General features: G+C 67.4%; 12 protein-coding genes and 3 pseudogenes. 6 read left to right on the top strand and 9 right to left on the bottom strand.

Annotated elements, in window-relative coordinates; all coding sequences use genetic code 11:
• Nucleotides 1–959: ABC transporter transmembrane domain-containing protein (locus NI18_RS08710; RefSeq protein WP_306286316.1), on the bottom strand; the 959-nt coding region annotated here is incomplete at its 3' end.
• Nucleotides 960–1,146: 187 nt separating this feature from the next.
• Between NI18_RS08710 and phaZ the strand changes: the two are divergent.
• A pseudogene (gene phaZ, locus NI18_RS08705) lies at nucleotides 1,147–2,378 on the top strand (polyhydroxyalkanoate depolymerase).
• A gap of 69 nt (nucleotides 2,379–2,447) precedes the next feature.
• On the opposite strand, the gene NI18_RS08700 reads toward phaZ, so the two are convergent.
• The 3 genes from NI18_RS08700 to NI18_RS08690 all read right to left on the bottom strand — a co-directional run bounded on the left by NI18_RS08700 (nucleotide 2,448) and on the right by NI18_RS08690 (nucleotide 4,698).
• A complete protein-coding gene (locus NI18_RS08700; RefSeq protein WP_031394543.1) occupies nucleotides 2,448–2,930 on the bottom strand; it encodes a pyridoxamine 5'-phosphate oxidase family protein in 483 nt (160 codons plus the stop codon).
• A gap of 78 nt (nucleotides 2,931–3,008) precedes the next feature.
• Nucleotides 3,009–4,187: an acetyl-CoA C-acyltransferase gene (locus NI18_RS08695; protein WP_037529463.1), complete on the bottom strand. Its 1,179-nt coding sequence runs from the start codon at nucleotides 4,185–4,187 to the stop codon at nucleotides 3,009–3,011.
• A 52-nt stretch (nucleotides 4,188–4,239) separates the two neighbouring features.
• Nucleotides 4,240–4,698 carry a MaoC family dehydratase gene (locus NI18_RS08690; protein WP_031440697.1) on the bottom strand — a complete coding sequence of 153 codons (459 nt, stop codon included), beginning with the start codon at nucleotides 4,696–4,698 and terminating at the stop codon, nucleotides 4,240–4,242.
• A 133-nt stretch (nucleotides 4,699–4,831) separates the two neighbouring features.
• Here NI18_RS08690 and putA point away from each other — a divergent pair.
• A pseudogene (gene putA, locus NI18_RS08685) lies at nucleotides 4,832–7,881 on the top strand (bifunctional proline dehydrogenase/L-glutamate gamma-semialdehyde dehydrogenase PutA).
• 321 nt (nucleotides 7,882–8,202) lie between these two features.
• Here the strand turns inward: putA and NI18_RS08680 are convergent.
• Together NI18_RS08680 and NI18_RS08675 are read right to left on the bottom strand one after the other, a co-directional pair.
• Nucleotides 8,203–9,378 (bottom strand): mechanosensitive ion channel domain-containing protein, encoded by a 1,176-nt coding sequence (locus NI18_RS08680; RefSeq protein WP_037529460.1) that lies wholly within the window; start codon nucleotides 9,376–9,378, stop codon nucleotides 8,203–8,205.
• An 11-nt stretch (nucleotides 9,379–9,389) separates the two neighbouring features.
• Complete coding sequence (locus tag NI18_RS08675) at nucleotides 9,390–10,421, bottom strand: DNA topoisomerase IB (protein WP_052149087.1); 1,032 nt, start codon at nucleotides 10,419–10,421, stop codon at nucleotides 9,390–9,392.
• 86 nt (nucleotides 10,422–10,507) lie between these two features.
• Between NI18_RS08675 and NI18_RS08670 the strand changes: the two genes are divergently transcribed.
• Complete coding sequence (locus NI18_RS08670) at nucleotides 10,508–11,071, top strand: type 1 glutamine amidotransferase domain-containing protein (protein ID WP_031394328.1); 564 nt, start codon at nucleotides 10,508–10,510, stop codon at nucleotides 11,069–11,071.
• A gap of 34 nt (nucleotides 11,072–11,105) precedes the next feature.
• Here NI18_RS08670 and NI18_RS08665 read toward each other — a convergent pair whose 3' ends face one another.
• From NI18_RS08665 to NI18_RS08655, 3 genes are read right to left on the bottom strand one after another with little or no spacing between them, the layout of a single operon-like run.
• A complete protein-coding gene (locus tag NI18_RS08665) occupies nucleotides 11,106–12,197 on the bottom strand; it encodes an acyltransferase (RefSeq protein ID WP_037529458.1) in 1,092 nt (363 codons plus the stop codon).
• On the bottom strand, nucleotides 12,194–13,537 hold the full coding sequence (locus tag NI18_RS08660) for a putative O-glycosylation ligase, exosortase A system-associated (RefSeq protein ID WP_037529467.1): 1,344 nt from the start codon (nucleotides 13,535–13,537) through the stop codon (nucleotides 12,194–12,196). The genes NI18_RS08665 and NI18_RS08660 overlap by 4 nt, the downstream gene beginning before the upstream one ends.
• Nucleotides 13,530–13,805, bottom strand: a complete 276-nt coding sequence (locus NI18_RS08655; protein ID WP_037529456.1) for a hypothetical protein — start codon at nucleotides 13,803–13,805, stop codon at nucleotides 13,530–13,532. The genes NI18_RS08660 and NI18_RS08655 overlap by 8 nt, the downstream gene beginning before the upstream one ends.
• Before the next feature lie 18 nt (nucleotides 13,806–13,823).
• Here NI18_RS08655 and NI18_RS26765 point away from each other — a divergent pair, with 18 nt between their 5' ends.
• From NI18_RS26765 to NI18_RS08645, 3 genes and pseudogenes are all read left to right on the top strand, one after another.
• Nucleotides 13,824–14,309: a glycosyltransferase gene (locus NI18_RS26765; protein ID WP_306286315.1), complete on the top strand. Its 486-nt coding sequence runs from the start codon at nucleotides 13,824–13,826 to the stop codon at nucleotides 14,307–14,309.
• A gap of 56 nt (nucleotides 14,310–14,365) precedes the next feature.
• On the top strand, nucleotides 14,366–15,019 hold the full coding sequence (locus NI18_RS26760; protein WP_306286317.1) for a glycosyltransferase: 654 nt from the start codon (nucleotides 14,366–14,368) through the stop codon (nucleotides 15,017–15,019).
• An 11-nt stretch (nucleotides 15,020–15,030) separates the two neighbouring features.
• Nucleotides 15,031–15,304: pseudogene (locus tag NI18_RS08645) on the top strand (hypothetical protein); the annotation flags it as partial.

The raw sequence follows: 15,304 nt of genomic DNA, 5'->3' as shown, positions 1-15,304 counted from the left end.
GGCGGCGCACCCGCGCCGCGCAGCAGATCGCCGTAAACCTCGGTCAGCGCCCCGAACGCGCCCGCGACGATCCCGCCGGTCAGGACGAAGGCGGCGATCGCGCCGCCGCTGATCCGCCCGGCGGCGACGTCGACCGCGCCTTCCCACAGCACCAGCGTGATCGAGCCGAACAGCAGACCGATGACGATCGCGGTCATGATCGCGCGCAACAGGATCCGCGCACGCGCCGCGGCAAAGGTCGCGCGCACCGCGTCACCGAAGCGGGTCGCCTCGCGGTCTTCCTGCCCGAACGCCTGCACGACCTTCATCGCGCCGAGCGTCTCGGTGGCGATCGAGCCGACATCGGCGACGCGGTCCTGCGAGGTGCGCGAATAATTGCGGACGCGCTTGCCGAGCAGCGCGATCGGCAGGACGATCAGGGGGATGCCGATCATCAGCAGACCGGCGAGCTTGGGCGAGATCGCGAACAGATAGATCAGCCCGCCGACCCCGGTGAAGGTGTTGCGCAGCGCGATCGAGACGGTGCTGCCGACGACCTGGTCGATCAGCGCAGTGTCCGAGGTCAGCCGCGAGGCGATCTCCGACGGGCGATTTTCCTCGAAGAAGCGCGGCGTCAGGGTGAGCAGGTGACGCTGGACCGTGGTGCGGATGTCCGCGACGACCCGTTCGCCAAGCCACGACACATAATAGAAGCGCACCGCGGTCGCGACCGCGAGCACGACGACGATCATGAGCAGATAGTGGAACGAGGTCCCGACCGATCCGCTCGCGCCCGGGCCGAAGCCGCGGTCGATCACGCGCTTGAAGCCGTAGGGTATGCCGATCGTCGCGGCCGAGGTGGTTACCAGCGCGAGTCCCGCAAAGGTGATCTGGCGCGGGTAGTTCGCGGCGTGTCGCCACACCATTGCAAGGTCGCCGATCCGGCGGGGCGTCTTTTCGTCGAGTATCGGCTTGGCCATGGCGGATCGCCTAGCAGCGGCGGGGGTCACGCTCAACGGCAACCGCATGACGGCCGGGTCGTTGAACAAACGGGACGTGCGCGGCCGAGCGGGACAGAAACGCGTGCGCATCCGATCAATGCCCCGTTGCGCGACGGCATAATTGCGTTACGGAAATGTTAACCCCTATCGGGGTAGAGGATACCGAATGCTCTACGATGCCTATGAATTCCAGCGGTCGATGATGGCAGGCGCCAGCAGAATGGCCAGTTTCGGGGCGGGAATGCTGAACAATCCAGCAAACCCATTCGCCTATTTGGGCGGCGGCGCGGTCGTCGGATCGGCGCTGGAGGTGTTCGCGCACGTCAATGCGACTCGCGGAAAGCCGGCGTTCGGCCTCGACCACACGATCATCGACGGACGCGAAGTCGCGGTCCGCGAGGAGATCGTGCTGCGCAAGGATTTCGGCCAGCTCAAGCGGTTCGTGCGGGAGGGCGTCGAGGGCGGACCCAAGATGCTGATCGTCGCGCCGATGTCGGGGCATTATGCGACTCTGCTGCGCGGCACGGTCGAGCGGATGCTGCCGTTCGCCGATGTGTACATCACCGACTGGCGCGACGCGCGCAGCGTTCCGCTGTCCGCCGGACGGTTCGATCTCGACGATTATATCGATTACGTGATCGCGTTCCTCGAGGCGATCGGCGCGAACGAGGGGCAGGGCGGCACGCATATGCTGGCGGTCTGCCAGCCGTCGGTGCCCTGCTATGCCGCGGCGGCGCTGATGAGCGCGGACGGCAATCCGTGCCGGCCGAAGACGCTGACGCTGATGGGCGGGCCGGTCGATACGCGCGAGGCGCCGACCGCGGTCAACACGCTGGCGACCGAGCGTCCGCATACGTGGTTCGAACAGAATGTCATCGCGACGGTGCCGGCCAATTATCCGGCGCGGGGCGCAAGGTCTATCCGGGCTTCCTGCAGCTGGCCGGCTTCATGTCGATGAACCTCGGCAACCACATGGTCTCGCACTGGGAGATGTATAAGCATCTCGTCCAGGGCGACGGCGAGAGCGCGATGGCGAGCAAGGGGTTCTACGAGGAATATCGCTCGGTCTGCGACATGACCGCCGAATTCTATCTGCAGACGATCGACGTGGTGTTCCAGTCCCACGCGCTGCCGCGTGGCCTGCTGACGCACCGTGGACGGCCGGTCGATCCGGCGGCGATCACCGATATCGGCCTGTTGGCGATCGAGGGTGAACGCGACGATATTTCGGGGCTGGGGCAGACCAAGGCGGCGCTGTCGCTGGCGACCGCTCTTCCCGAGGCAAAGAAGCGGTATCTGATCGCCGAGGGGGCCGGCCATTACGGGATCTTCAACGGATCGCGCTGGCGCAACACGATCGCGCCGGTGGTCGAGGAGTTCATCACCGCGAACGGATAAGGATCCGCCAGTATAAAGGTCGATCGCGACCGCCGGTGCTATAACCTGCGGTCGCGATCGGTAGTTGGGTCAGCCGACCGAGTCGACGACCGCGTGGCTGCTCGACTCGCTCGACGTGATCGTGCCGCCGAACAGCATCTTGACGCGTCCGGTCAGCGAGATGTCGGTTTCCCAGAGTTCCGCGCTGTTGATGTCGAAGCGCAGCAGCGTGAGGTTGGGGTCTTCCTTGCCGCCCGGAAACCAGGCCTCGACCTGGTTGTTCCACAGCTTGTCGATCTGCGTGCGGTCGTTCATCTGCGAGACGGTGCCGGCCATGCACGCGAAGAAATCATGCCCCTTGCCGACGAACTGCGCCATTGCCGCGCCGCCCTTGGCGATGCGGTTGTCGCGACCGGCGAAGAAGAACAGCACGTTGGGCTGATCGTCGTCGAGCTGCGCGGTCATCGGCTCGGAATGCTGGCCGTCGTCGAGGCCGATCATCACGAACGGGCTGGACTTCAGCTTGTCGAGGAAGGTGTTCGCGACTTCCTGCGGGGTATCCTTGTCGGCCATCGTCGTTCTCCTATTGGCTTGGATTGCCACAGAGAACGGGCGGGGCGGAGGATGGTTGCCACCGCCGCCCCGCGAGCATCACAGGACTTCGAACAGGCCCGCCGCGCCCATGCCGCCGCCGACGCACATCGTCACGACGACATGCTTTGCGCCGCGGCGCTTGCCCTCGATCAGCGCATGGCCGGTCGCGCGTGCGCCGGTCATGCCGTAGGGATGACCGATCGAGATCGCGCCGCCGCTGACGTTGAGCAGCTCGTCGGGAATGCCGAGCGTGTCACGGCAATAGAGGACCTGGACCGCGAACGCCTCGTTCAGCTCCCACAGGCCGATATCGTCCATCTTGAGGCCGAAGCGCTTGAGCAGCTTGGGGATCGCGACGACCGGGCCGATCCCCATCTCGTCGGGTTCGGTGCCGCCGACCGCCATGCCGATATAGCGGCCGAGCGGCTGGAGCCCGCGCTGCGACGCGATCTTCTCCTCCATCAGCACCGAGGCGGACGACCCGTCGGACAGCTGGCTGGCATTGCCCGCGGTGATCGTCATGTCGGGGCCCATCACGGGTTTCAGCGACTGGAGGCCCTCGAGCGTCGTGTCGGCGCGATTGCCCTCGTCGCGGGCGATCGTCACCTCCTTGTAGGTGACGTCCTTGGTCTCCTTGTTGACGATCGCCATGTTCGCGGTGACGGGGACGATCTCGGCGTCGTAATAGCCCGCGCCTGCCGCGGCGGCGGTGCGCTGCTGCGACTGGAGCGCATAGGCGTCCATCGCGTCGCGCGTGATGCCGTAGCGCTTGGCGACGACCTCGGCGGTCTGGAGCATCGGCATATAGACGTCGCGGTGCATCGCGAGCAGTTCGGGATCGGGGGCGACGCGCATCTGCGGCGTCTGGACGAGGCTGATGCTCTCGACCCCGCCGCCGATGGTGATGTCCATCTGGTCGGTGATGATCTGCTTGGCGGCGGTAGCGATCGCCATCAGCCCGCTGGCGCACTGACGGTCGAGCGACATGCCGCTGACCGTCGTCGGCAGCCCGGCGCGGAGCAGCGAGGTGCGCGCGATGTTGCCCGCCTGATGCCCCTGCTGGAGCGCGCAGCCGAAGACGACGTCGTCGACTTCGCCCCCGTCGATGCCAGCGCGCTCGACCGCGGCCTTGATCGAATGCGAGGCGAGCGTCGGCGCGGGGGTGTTGTTGAACGCGCCGCGATAGGCGCGACCGATCGGGGTACGGGCGGTGGAAACGATGACGGCTGAACGCATGATGCTATCCTTTTTTCTGAAGTCCCCTCCCGCAAGCGGGAGGGGAGCGGTATCAAACGAAAACCTGGCTGATCCATTCGGCGATCAGGGCGGGCTTGTCCTGGCCCTCGATCTCGACCGCGAAGCTGTTGGTCTGCTGCCATTGGCCGGGGCGCTTCTCGTCGAACGACAGCAGCTTGAAGCGGCCGCGGACCTTCGATCCCGACCGGACGGGCGTGAGGAAGCGGACCGAATTGCCGCCGTAATTGACGCCCATCTTCGCGCCCTCGATGGTCGGCGCGTCGGGGATCTTCGACGACAGGAGCGGCATCAGCGAGAGCGTGAGGAAGCCGTGCGCGATCGTCCCGCCGAACGGGGTCTGGGCCGCGCGGGCGGGATCGATATGGATGAACTGATGGTCGCCGGTGGCGTCGGCGAACTTGTCGATCATGCCTTGCGTGACCTCGACCCAGTCGGACAGCGTCTCGGTGCCGACGCGGTTCTGCATCTCGGCGGTGGTGATCGTCGCCACGGCATTCCCCTCCTAGCCTGTTTGGCGCTAAGCGCAGCGACGTCTCTAGGCGTACAGGCTGGCCGACCGCAAGCCTCACCCAACCGGAAGCTGGAAAATGTCGACTGCCGTAACGTCCAATGCCCGCAACTCCATGGCGAAGCTGTACCGCGCAAGCGAACCCGATGTTCTAAAACCGCTGCTGGAGCGTGCCGCGCTCGATTCGGATTCGCGTGAGCGGGTGATGGGTCATGCGCTTGGCCTGCTCGCCGACCTGCGCGCGGCGCAGAGCAAGGGCTGGGTGAACCAGTTCCTCCAGGAATATCGGCTGAATTCGTCGGAAGGGGTCGCGTTGCTCTCGCTGGCAGAGGCGTTCCTGCGCGTGCCCGATCCCGAGACCGCGGACCTGCTGATCGCGGACAAATTGGGCGATGCCGACTGGCGCGCGCATGCGGGCAAGTCGAATTCGAAGCTCGTCAATTCGGCGACCTGGGGGCTGGTGGTCGGCCGCGTGCTGGTTGGCGAGGGCGCGACCGGGCCGCTGCGCCGGCTGATCAGCCGGGCTGGCGAGCCGTTCGTGCGCCAGGCGGTCGGCGCGGCGATGAAGATGATGGGCGAGATCTTCGTGATGGGCCGGACCATCGACGAGGCGATGAAGCGGATGCGGCGCCCTGAGAACAAGGGCTTCACCGCGAGCTTCGACATGCTCGGCGAGGCGGCGCGGACGCATGCCGATGCGCAGCGCTATTTCCAGGCCTATGTCGGTGCGGTCGATGCGGTCGGGCGCGATCCCGCGGCGGGGCATTCGATCTCGGTCAAGCTGTCGGCGCTCCACCCGCGCTATGAGGTCGCGCGGTGGAGCGAGTGCGTGCCCGCGCTGACCGAGATGCTCGAGGCGCTGGCGGTGCAGGCGGCGTCGAAGGGGATCGCGCTGACCGTCGATGCGGAGGAGTCCGAGCGGCTCGAGATGAGCCTTGACATCATCGGCACGGTCGCCGGGCTGCCGTTGCTGAAGGGCTGGGACGGGTTCGGCATGGCGGTGCAGGCGTATGGCAAGCGCGCGCGGCCGGTGATCGCATGGGCGAACGGGCTCGACCGGATCATGAACGTGCGGCTGGTCAAGGGCGCGTACTGGGACAGCGAGATCAAGCGGACGCAGGTCGAGGGGCTGGCGGACTATCCGCTGTTCACGCGCAAGGCGGCGACCGACGTGTCGTATCTGGCGGTCGCCAAGGACATGCTGGCGGCGGAGAATATCCGGCCGGCGTTCGCGAGCCACAATGCGCTGACGGTCGCGACGATCATGGAATGGGCGGGCAACAGCCGCGATTTCGAGTTCCAGCGGCTGCACGGCATGGGCGACGGGCTGTACGAGCGGCTGGTGCAGGAGAATGGCTATCATTGCCGCGTCTATGCGCCGGTCGGCGGGCACCGCGACCTGCTGGCGTATCTGGTCCGGCGGCTGCTGGAAAATGGGGCGAATTCGAGCTTCGTGCATCAACTGGCGGACGAGCGGCTGACCGAGCGGGAGATCCTCGCGGATCCGGTGGCGAAGATCGCCGCGGTCGGGGGCAAGCGTCATCCGAGCATTCCGTTGCCGGTCGATCTGTTCGGGGCGGGCGGGCACCGGAATTCGGCGGGGCTCGATTTGAGTGACGTGGATACGCTGGCGGCGACTGTTAAGGTGGTGAATGCGCCGGTCGCTGCGTCAGGCCGCCACGCCGCGAAGGCCGGGGCCCAGTTGGGGGCGGTGATGTGACGGAGGACGGCGCGTCGTCACCGCAGCCTTCCCAACTGGACCCCGGCCTTCGCCGGGGGGGGAGCAGACGGGTTGGGCGGGGATCAGGTCACGGCCGCCATCACCCGCGCGCATGCGGCGTTCCCGGGCTGGTCGCGGTCGCCCGTCGAGGAGCGCGCGGCGTGTCTCGATCGGCTGGCGACCTGCTCGAAAAGCATCGCGACGAGCTGATGGCGATCTGTGTGCAGGAGGCGTTCAAGACGATCCCCGACGCGATCGGTGAGGTGCGCGAGGCGGTGGATTTCTGTCGTTATTATGCGCAGCAGGCGCGCGCGAAGCTGCAGCCGATCGAGCTGCCGGGGCCGACGGGCGAGCGCAACATGCTGCATATCGAGGGGCGCGGGGTCTGGGCGACGATCGCGCCGTGGAACTTCCCGCTGGCGATCTTCCTGGGGCAGACGGTGGCGGCGCTCGTCACGGGCAATGCGGTGGTGGCCAAGCCCGCGCCTCAGACGCCGCGGATCGCCGCGCGGGCAGTCGAGCTCGCGCATGAGGCGGGCGTGCCGGCCGACGTGCTGGTCCTGGTCACGGGCGGGCCGGAGGTCGGCGCGACGCTGACCGCGGACGCCCGCATTCAGGGCGTCGCGTTCACCGGCTCGACCGCGACCGCGCGCAAGATCGCACGCGCGCTGCTCGAGGACGACAGCCGGCCGATCGTGCCGCTGATCGCGGAGACGGGCGGGATCAACGCGATGATCGTCGATTCGACCGCGCTGCCCGAACAGGTGGTGGCGGACGTGATCGCCTCGTCCTTCCGCTCGGCGGGGCAGCGTTGCTCGGCGCTGCGGCTGCTGCTGGTGCAGGAGGATATCGCGGACGGCGTGATCGAGATGCTGTCGGGCGCGATGGACACGCTGAGGATCGGCCGTGCGGGCGATCCGGCGACCGATGTCGGTCCGGTGATCGACCAGGCCGCCTATGACCGGCTGATGGCGTATCGCGCGCGGGTGGCGGCGAAGACCGTCAAGACGCTCGACGTGCCCGCAGACGGCCTGTTCGTGCCGCCGACTTTGGTGCGGATCGGCGCGATCGAGGATCTGAACGAGGAGTGGTTCGGGCCGATCCTCCACGTCGCGACGTGGGAGGCGGGCAAGCTCAGCGAGACGATCGCGCGGGTCAACGCCAAGGGCTACGGCCTGACGATGGGGCTGCACAGCCGGATCGCGCGCGCGGCCGAGGTGATCGAGGCCGAGGCGGCGGTGGGGAACCTGTACATCAACCGGTCGATGATCGGTGCGGTGGTCGGATCGCAGCCGTTCGGCGGCGAGGGGCTGTCGGGGACCGGGCCGAAGGCGGGCGGGCCGCGCTATCTCTACCGCTTCTGTGCGGAGCGGGCGGTGTCGGTGGATACGACGTCGGCGGGCGGGAATGCGACGTTGCTGTCGCTGGACGAGGGCGGGATCTGAGGGGGGCTTTTTGGCCTATTTACCTTCGCCTCGTCATCCCCGCGTAGGCGGGGATCCATACTGGCTGGCGGTGAGGGGTATTTCGATCCGTTGAGTATATGGATCCCCGCCGTCGCGGGGATGACGGAGGGGGGTGGGCTTTATCTCGTATGAGACGTGCCGCGCTTCCTTCGTCCTCCCCGGCGGAGGCCGGGGCCCAGTTGGGGGACGGGACTGGCGAGGGCGGCATGTCGTTACTGCGGCCTTCCCAACTGGGCCCCGGCCTTCGCCGGGGAGGTGTGGTGGTTGGTGTGGCGAGTCTCGTCAGAGCCGGGGACCTCGTCAGGTGGATGGTGTATTCGCGCGCGACTGTTGCACCTCCGGGAATGGCATCACCATCGACCCGTCCGGGGCGGCGGTGAGGTTGACCTGGGTGGGGAAGGCGATCTCGATCTTCTCGTCGTTGAACCGCTGGAGGATCGCGATGCCGACGGCGGTGCGGCCGTTGTAGAAGCTGGCGTAATCCGGGCCGTCACTGTCGAACTGGACCTCGAAATCGAGGCTCGATGCGCCGAAGCCGGTGAAGCCGGCGCGGACGAAGATCTTGCCCTGCGCCTCGACCACGTCCTTCAGCATGTCGGGGATGCGCGCGCAGATTTCGGCGGGGGTGAAATAGGTGACGCCGATGATGAATTTCGCGCGGCGATGGTTGCGCTGCGTGTTGTTGAGGATCTCCTTGTTGAGGAGGTTCTTGTTCGAGATCACGCGCTCCTCGCCGTCGATGCCGCGGATGCGCGTCGATTTCAGGCCGATCGCCTCGACGCTGCCCGAGGCGGTGTCGTAGCTGATCGAATCGCCGCGGCGGAACGGGCGGTCGAAGATGATCGCGAGCGCGGCGAACAGGTCGGCAAAGATGCCCTGCGCGGCCAGACCGATCGCGATGCCGCCGACGCCGAGGCCCGCGACGAGGCCGGTCACGTTGACGCCGAGATTGTCGAGCACGACGACCATCGCGACCGCGAACACGACGAAGGTGACGAGCAGGCGGATCAGCCCCATCGCCGAGAGCAGCGCCTCACCCGAATAATGTTCGGACTGGGTGCGGTGCTCGATCGCGCCGAGGATGATCTCGCGCACCCAGACCGCGACCTGAAACACCGCGGCGACGGTGAAGAGGAAGTTGACCGTGGTCGCGACCTCGCCCGGTGCGGCGGAATAGCCGTCGACGAGCTTGGCGGCGAGCATGACGATGAAGAAGTTGCTGGTCCGCGAGACCGCCTTGCCGACGACGATCCCCCAGCCGTTGAGCGCGCGCGGGCGTTCGCACAGCCGGCTGCCGAAACGCCGCGCGGTATGCAGCGCGAGGACGATCAGCGCGCCGGCGCCGAACGCGATCAGGATCTGCAGCCAATAGGCCTGGACCCAGGCGAGGCTGGCGGTGACGAAGCCCTGCGCCTGGCTGCCGACATCGCTCGCGTTGAAGATGGGGGCTTTGGCGACGCTGTTCGTATTGGACATCTGGATACTCGTCAGGCCGCGACGGCGATGGTCGCGGGGGTGCCGGCTTCGAGGAAGGCGATCAGGCCGCATTCCTCCCGGCTGAGATAGCGCTTGGCGCGCGGGAGGCGGAGCGCCTTTCGGAAGGTCGACTGGCCCTGTTTGACGAGGTCGATCAGGGCGGGGTGGACATAGCTTTTCCGCGCGATGGCCTGCGTGTTGCCGAGCCGCGCGACGACCGGCTCGAGCATCGCCTTCAGGCTGAGATCGCGCTCGGCCGAGGCGAGCGCCTCGAACGCGGCGACGCTGGCGGCCCAGGTGCGGAAGTGCTTGGCGGTGAAGTCGGTGCCGGTGACCGCCTGGATATAGGCGTTGACGTCGCTCGACGTGACGGGATGCGCGGCACCGTCATCGTCGAGCCAGGCGAAGAGATGCTGTTCGTCGAGGTCCTGGCATTTCTTCACGAAGCTGCTGAGCGAGCGATCGGTGATCCGGAGCGTGCGCATCTTGCCCGACTTGCCCTTATATTCGAGCCGGAGCGTGGCGCCCTTCACCGCGCCGTGGCGCTTGCGGAGCGTCGTCGCGCCGAAACTTTCGTTCGCGGCGGCATAGGCCTCGTTCCCGATGCGGATATGCCCGCCGTCGAGCAGGCGGAGGACCGCGGCGACCGCACGGTCGCGGCTGAGCGAGCGTTTGCGCAGATCGGCCTCGACCGCCTTGCGCAGCTTCGGGAGAGCGAGACCGAAATCGGCGCAGCGCTCATATTTCGCAGCGTCCTGCGCTTCGCGGAAGCCGGCGTGATAGCGATATTGCTTGCGGCCCTTCTCGTCCCAGCCGACCGCCTGGATGTGACCATTGGGCTTGGGGCAGAACCAGGCGTTGCTGTAGGCGGGGGGCAGGCCGACCGCGTTGAGCCGGTCGATCTCGTCACGGTCGGTGATGCGGGTGCCGGACGCATCCCAATAGCCCCAGCCGGCGCGCATCTTGCGGCGGGAAATGCCCGGCTTGCTGTCATCTGAATATACGAGTCTGCTGGGCAATGCGTCGTTCCTTCCGGCCGACATTCGAAATGTTCGGGCGGGCGCATCGTTCCGGAACGACCGGCGCGGCGCGGGGTTGAGGGGGCACGGGATTTCACTGGAGACATGACATGGCCGATCTTTCCCAGGCACGCATTCTGATCCTCGCCACCGACGGTTTCGAGACCGTCGAGCTGTTCGAACCCAAGAAGGCGCTCGAGGCGGTGGGCGCGAAGGTGACGCTCGCGTCGATCAAGACCGACCCGATCCAGGGCATGAAGGGCGACATCAACAAGGCGGAGACGATCACCCCCGAGCTGACGCTCGACGAGGTTGATACCGACGATTACGACGCGCTGGTGCTGCCCGGCGGCGTCGCCAACCCGGACGCGATGCGCGTCCAGGAGCGCGCGATCGAGATCATCACCGAGTTCATGGAGGACGGCAAGATCGTCGCGGCTATCTGCCATGCGCCCTGGCTGCTGGCCGAGGCGGACGTGATCGACGGGCGCCGGCTGACGAGCTTTCCGTCGATCCGCACCGATCTGGAGAATGCCGGCGCGGACGTGGTCGATGAGGAGGTCGTGGTCGACGACAATCTGATCACCAGCCGCAAGCCCGACGACATCCCCGCGTTCAACAAGGCGATCATCGCCGCGCTTGAGGAAGAGCTGGCGGACGAGCCGGTCGACTGACGCTCGACGGCCAGACACGAAGAGATACCGGGGGTCAGCGTGTTTGCTGGCCCCTTTTTGCTGCTTGTCCGAAGCGGTTGATCCAGGCCTGCGCGGGCCGCTCGACGCCGTGGTACAGCGCGAGGGAGGCGAGCAGGATCGCGATGAGAAGCGCGCCGATCAGGAACGGCGGGACCGCGACCGCGCTGGCGACGAACGCCATCTTGAACGCGGTCCAGAGCAATGAATGGCTGAGATAGGTCGCAAAGCTGATCTCGCCGAGCCGGTGCAGCGGCCATGAGGCGAGCGGGTTGCGGCGCCGGCTCGAGGTCAGCGCGAGCGCGAGCAGCAGCGCCGCGAGTGCGGCCGGCACCGCGACGATCTCGTTCAGAAGGCCGCTAGCAAAGCTCGCAAAGCCCAGGCCGCTGACACACACTGCCGCGATGAGTGCGCGCCGGGGCTGCTCGCGGTGGCGTAGCCACAAAGCTGCGACCGCTGTGCCTGCGCCGAATTCGGTGACGCAGCGCAGGATGCCGAACCAGGGGATCGCCTGGCCGAGCGTCGCCATGCCGTTCGATCGCATCACGTAAGCGAGCAAGCCCAGCGCGACGGCGATCGCTGCGATCAGGCCCGGTGTCGGGACGCGTCGCCAGTCGATGACGAGCGGCAGCAGCGGGAAGACGAGATAGGCGAACATCTCGCTGGAGATCGACCAGGCGGGATCATTCCAGTCGAGCGCGGTGATGCCTAACCAGTCGCGCGTCATCGGCCAGTTCTGGAGCAGGAGGATATGCACCGGCAAGCGGTCGAGCGGGAAGCGCGGGTCAGGGGGGCGTCCGGTCAGCGCCAGCGCGGCGACGATCAGCAGCGCGAAGCCGAGCATGACGAGGTGGAGCGGCCAGATCCGCGCGACCCGGCGGCGCAGGAAGCCGGGGATGGCGCGCCAGCGCTGCACGGCGATCCGGTTGGCATAGCTCAGCCAGATCACGAAGCCCGAGAGAAGGAAGAAGAAGTCGACCGCGAGATAGCCCTTGGCGAGAAACCGCTGCACGCCGTCGGACACGCCGAGCGCGGCGCGGAGATGGAACAGCACGACGAACCAGGCGGCGACGCCGCGCGCGCCGGTCAGCGCCCTCAGTTCGCTCATGCGGGCAGGGGCGTGCGCGCGGGACGACGCATCGGCCGGAAGCTCGCCTCGCGGCGCTTGCGCCCGAGATAGGTGTCGAGCCCGATCTGTGCGCCGATCAGCATGTAGATGAACGGCTGGAACGCGATGGCGATGAACGCCGCGCCGAGCAGATAGACGAGATGGCCGGTCTGCAATGCGGCGGCGAGCGGGCCGGCCCAGGCGAACTGCCCTTCCGGATCGCGGTAGCGGCGGCGCAATATCTCCATCCGGACGAGGCCGCCGAGATTAAGGACCAGCCATAGCGCGAGACCGAAATAGCCCTGTTCGCCGAGCATCTCGAAATAGGCGCTGTGATAGGCGCGCGCCTTGTCTTCCTCGACACGACCCGGCGTCGCAGCACCGGTGCCGGCGAGGTCGTAGCGGATGCGGTTGCCGCGATAGGCCTCGAACCCACCGCCGAACGGATGCGATTTGGCATAGTCGATCGTCCACTGCCACACCGCGATCCGGGTCGAGGCGGATTCGTCGGCCTGGTAGGTCTTGATCGTGTTCATGCGGTCGGTGAAGGTCGAGGGCAGGAAGGGGATGGCGATCAGCCCGAGTGCGGTCAGCCCCGCCAGATACAGCGCCTTGCGTCTGACGACGCGGAGCGACAGGACCGCGAGCAGCGCGATGCAGAGCAGACCGGTGCGCGTCGAGGTGCCGACCGGGATCAGCAGGCAGGCGAAGACGAGCGCGACGCAGAAGCCGCGGACGCGCCAGTCGGGTTTGAAGATCGTCCCGTAGCGCATGAACCAGATAATGATCGGGATGATCGCAACCGCGACCGCGCTGATCGTGCTGCCTTCGTAGAGCCCCGAATTATTGTCGACCATCAGGTTCAGCTGACCATAGCCGCCGCCGCCGCTGGCGATCGTCTTGATCCCGCCGACGATGATGATCGAGGCCGCCGACAGGATCATGAACAGCAGCAGCGCCTCGATCCGGAGCCGGGTGCGCAGCGTCAGTGGCAGGAAGGCGGCAAAGGCGAGCGCCTTCCAGACCCAGTCCCATTTGTCCTTCGCCTCGATCGGGAAGTCCGCGGCAAGCGTGGTCGCCCAGCAATAGAGCAGCAGCACGACGATCAGCAGCTGACGCGGCGCGACGCGGGTGTCGCGCTTGTCGTCCGCGATCAGCCAGCCGCCGACCGCCAGCGCGACCGCGATCAGCGAGATGGGGACGGTGTTGAGCAGCAGATAGGTCAGCCGCTGCGGCGAGACGATGTCGATATAGACATAGGCGAGGACGAGCAGGAACGGACGCCGGAACCCGAGCGCGAAGATCGCAGCCAGAAAGCCGATGAAGGCGAGATCACGCACGCGGGCGGCGTCCGGTACCGCGTGCCGCCGGGCGGTCACCGGCGGGCGGGCTGCCACCCTCACGATCGTTGCCGGCTTCCGGCTCGGAATCGAGATCGGGGCGGCGGAGCAGCAGGATCGCGGCGATCATCATCAGGCCGTGCGTCAGGCCCAGCGCGAAATTGTCGATCATCGGCCCGCCTTTCCGTGTCTGCGCGGTCCCGTTGCCGCCTGTGTCCGTCGCCGCGGCATAGGCCATGGCGGTTGACGCGCCGTTAAGCGCTGTCATGGCAACACGCTACTCACGATGCGCATTCTTCATATCCTCGACCACGGCCTGCCCCTGCAGAGCGGCTATACCTTTCGCACGCGGGCGATCCTCAAGGCGCAGGAGGCGCGCGGCTGGACGGTCGCGGCGGTGACCGGGCAGCGTCATGGGTCGGCCGCCGCCGCGGTGGAGTCGGTCGACGGGCTGACCTTTCACCGGACGCCGGCGACGCGCCGGTCGGGGCCGCTGGGGGAGATTGCCGGGATCCGCGCCTTTGCCCGGCGGATCGAGGCGGCGGTCGACGCCTTTCGCCCCGACATCCTGCACGCGCATTCGCCGGTGCTCGATGCGCTGGCGGGGCTGATCGTCGCGCGGCGGCGCAAACTGCCGCTGGTCTACGAGATCCGGGCGTCTGGGAGGATGCCGCGGTCGGTAACGGCACCGGGGCCGAGGGATCGCTCGCCTATCGGACGACGCGCGCGCTCGAGACCTGGGCGGTCGGCCGTGCGGACGGCGTCGCGGTGATCTGCGAGGGACTGCGCGACGACCTGATCGCGCGCGGGATCGACGGGGGCAAGATCATGGTGTCGCCCAACGGCGTCGACCTGACGCTGTTCGGGGCGGCGCCGCCGCGCGACGACGCGCTGGCGACGACGCTGGGGCTCGACGGCAAGGATGTGGTCGGCTTCATCGGCAGCTTCTATGATTATGAGGGACTGGACGACCTGATCGCGGCGATGCCCGCGCTGGCCGCGGCACGGCCGGACGCGCGGCTGCTGCTGGTCGGGGGCGGGCCGATGGCGGATGCGCTGGCGGCGCAGGCTGCGGCCTCGCCGGTCGCGGACGCGATCCATTTCGTCGGCCGGGTGCCGCATGCGGAGGTCGAGCGCTATTACGGGCTGATCGACATCCTCGCCTATCCGCGCAAGCGGATGCGGCTGACCGATCTGGTGACGCCGCTCAAGCCGCTCGAGGCGATGGCGCAGGGGCGGATGGTGGCCGCGTCGGACGTCGGCGGACACCGCGAGTTGATTCGTGACGGGGATACGGGCACGCTGTTCCCACCCGACGATCCGCCAGCGATCGCGGCGGCACTGGCGGGGATGTTCGACGATCGCGCGGACTGGCCGTCGCGCCGCCAGCGCGCGCGGGCGTTCGTCGAGCGCGACCGTAACTGGTCGTCAAACATTTTGCGTTACGAACCGCTTTACCATCGGCTGATACAGGCCGAATGACGGACCATGGCATGACCGAATTCCATCGACAGTCCCCGATCCGCCACCTTCCCGTCGCCGCAGCATTGCTCGTCGCGGTCGCCGCGATGATTGGCTTCGTCGCGATGCCGGGGACGATGCTCGAGGAACTGGTCTGGCGGACCGGCGTCGCCGCGCTGATCCCCGCCGCACAGCCGCCGCTGGGGACGACCGCGCGCATCGTCCTCGCGCTCGCCACCGCGGTCATCGGCGCGGCGGTGACCTGGTCGGCGCTGTTCCTGCTGGTGGGGCCGGGGGGTCTGCTGG

It is taken from the genome of Sphingomonas sp. Ant20, from assembly GCF_000783375.1.
Classification (GTDB): domain Bacteria; phylum Pseudomonadota; class Alphaproteobacteria; order Sphingomonadales; family Sphingomonadaceae; genus Sphingomonas; species Sphingomonas aerolata.
This window is presented reverse-complemented; position numbering and strand designations above follow the sequence as displayed.

Excerpts from the sequence above, each read along its gene's own strand:
- NI18_RS08700 (WP_031394543.1), bottom strand. The coding sequence starts at position 2,930 with ATGGCCGACAAGGATACCCCGCAGGAAGTCGCGAACACCTTCCTCGAC.
- NI18_RS08695 (WP_037529463.1), bottom strand. The coding sequence starts at position 4,187 with ATGCGTTCAGCCGTCATCGTTTCCACCGCCCGTACCCCGATCGGTCGC.
- NI18_RS08680 (WP_037529460.1), bottom strand. The coding sequence starts at position 9,378 with ATGTCCAATACGAACAGCGTCGCCAAAGCCCCCATCTTCAACGCGAGC.
- NI18_RS08675 (WP_052149087.1), bottom strand. The coding sequence starts at position 10,421 with ATGTCGGCCGGAAGGAACGACGCATTGCCCAGCAGACTCGTATATTCA.
- NI18_RS08670 (WP_031394328.1), top strand. The coding sequence starts at position 10,508 with ATGGCCGATCTTTCCCAGGCACGCATTCTGATCCTCGCCACCGACGGT.
- NI18_RS08665 (WP_037529458.1), bottom strand. The coding sequence starts at position 12,197 with ATGAGCGAACTGAGGGCGCTGACCGGCGCGCGCGGCGTCGCCGCCTGG.
- NI18_RS08655 (WP_037529456.1), bottom strand. The coding sequence starts at position 13,805 with ATGACAGCGCTTAACGGCGCGTCAACCGCCATGGCCTATGCCGCGGCG.
- NI18_RS26765 (WP_306286315.1), top strand. The coding sequence starts at position 13,824 with ATGCGCATTCTTCATATCCTCGACCACGGCCTGCCCCTGCAGAGCGGC.
- NI18_RS26760 (WP_306286317.1), top strand. The coding sequence starts at position 14,366 with ATGGTGTCGCCCAACGGCGTCGACCTGACGCTGTTCGGGGCGGCGCCG.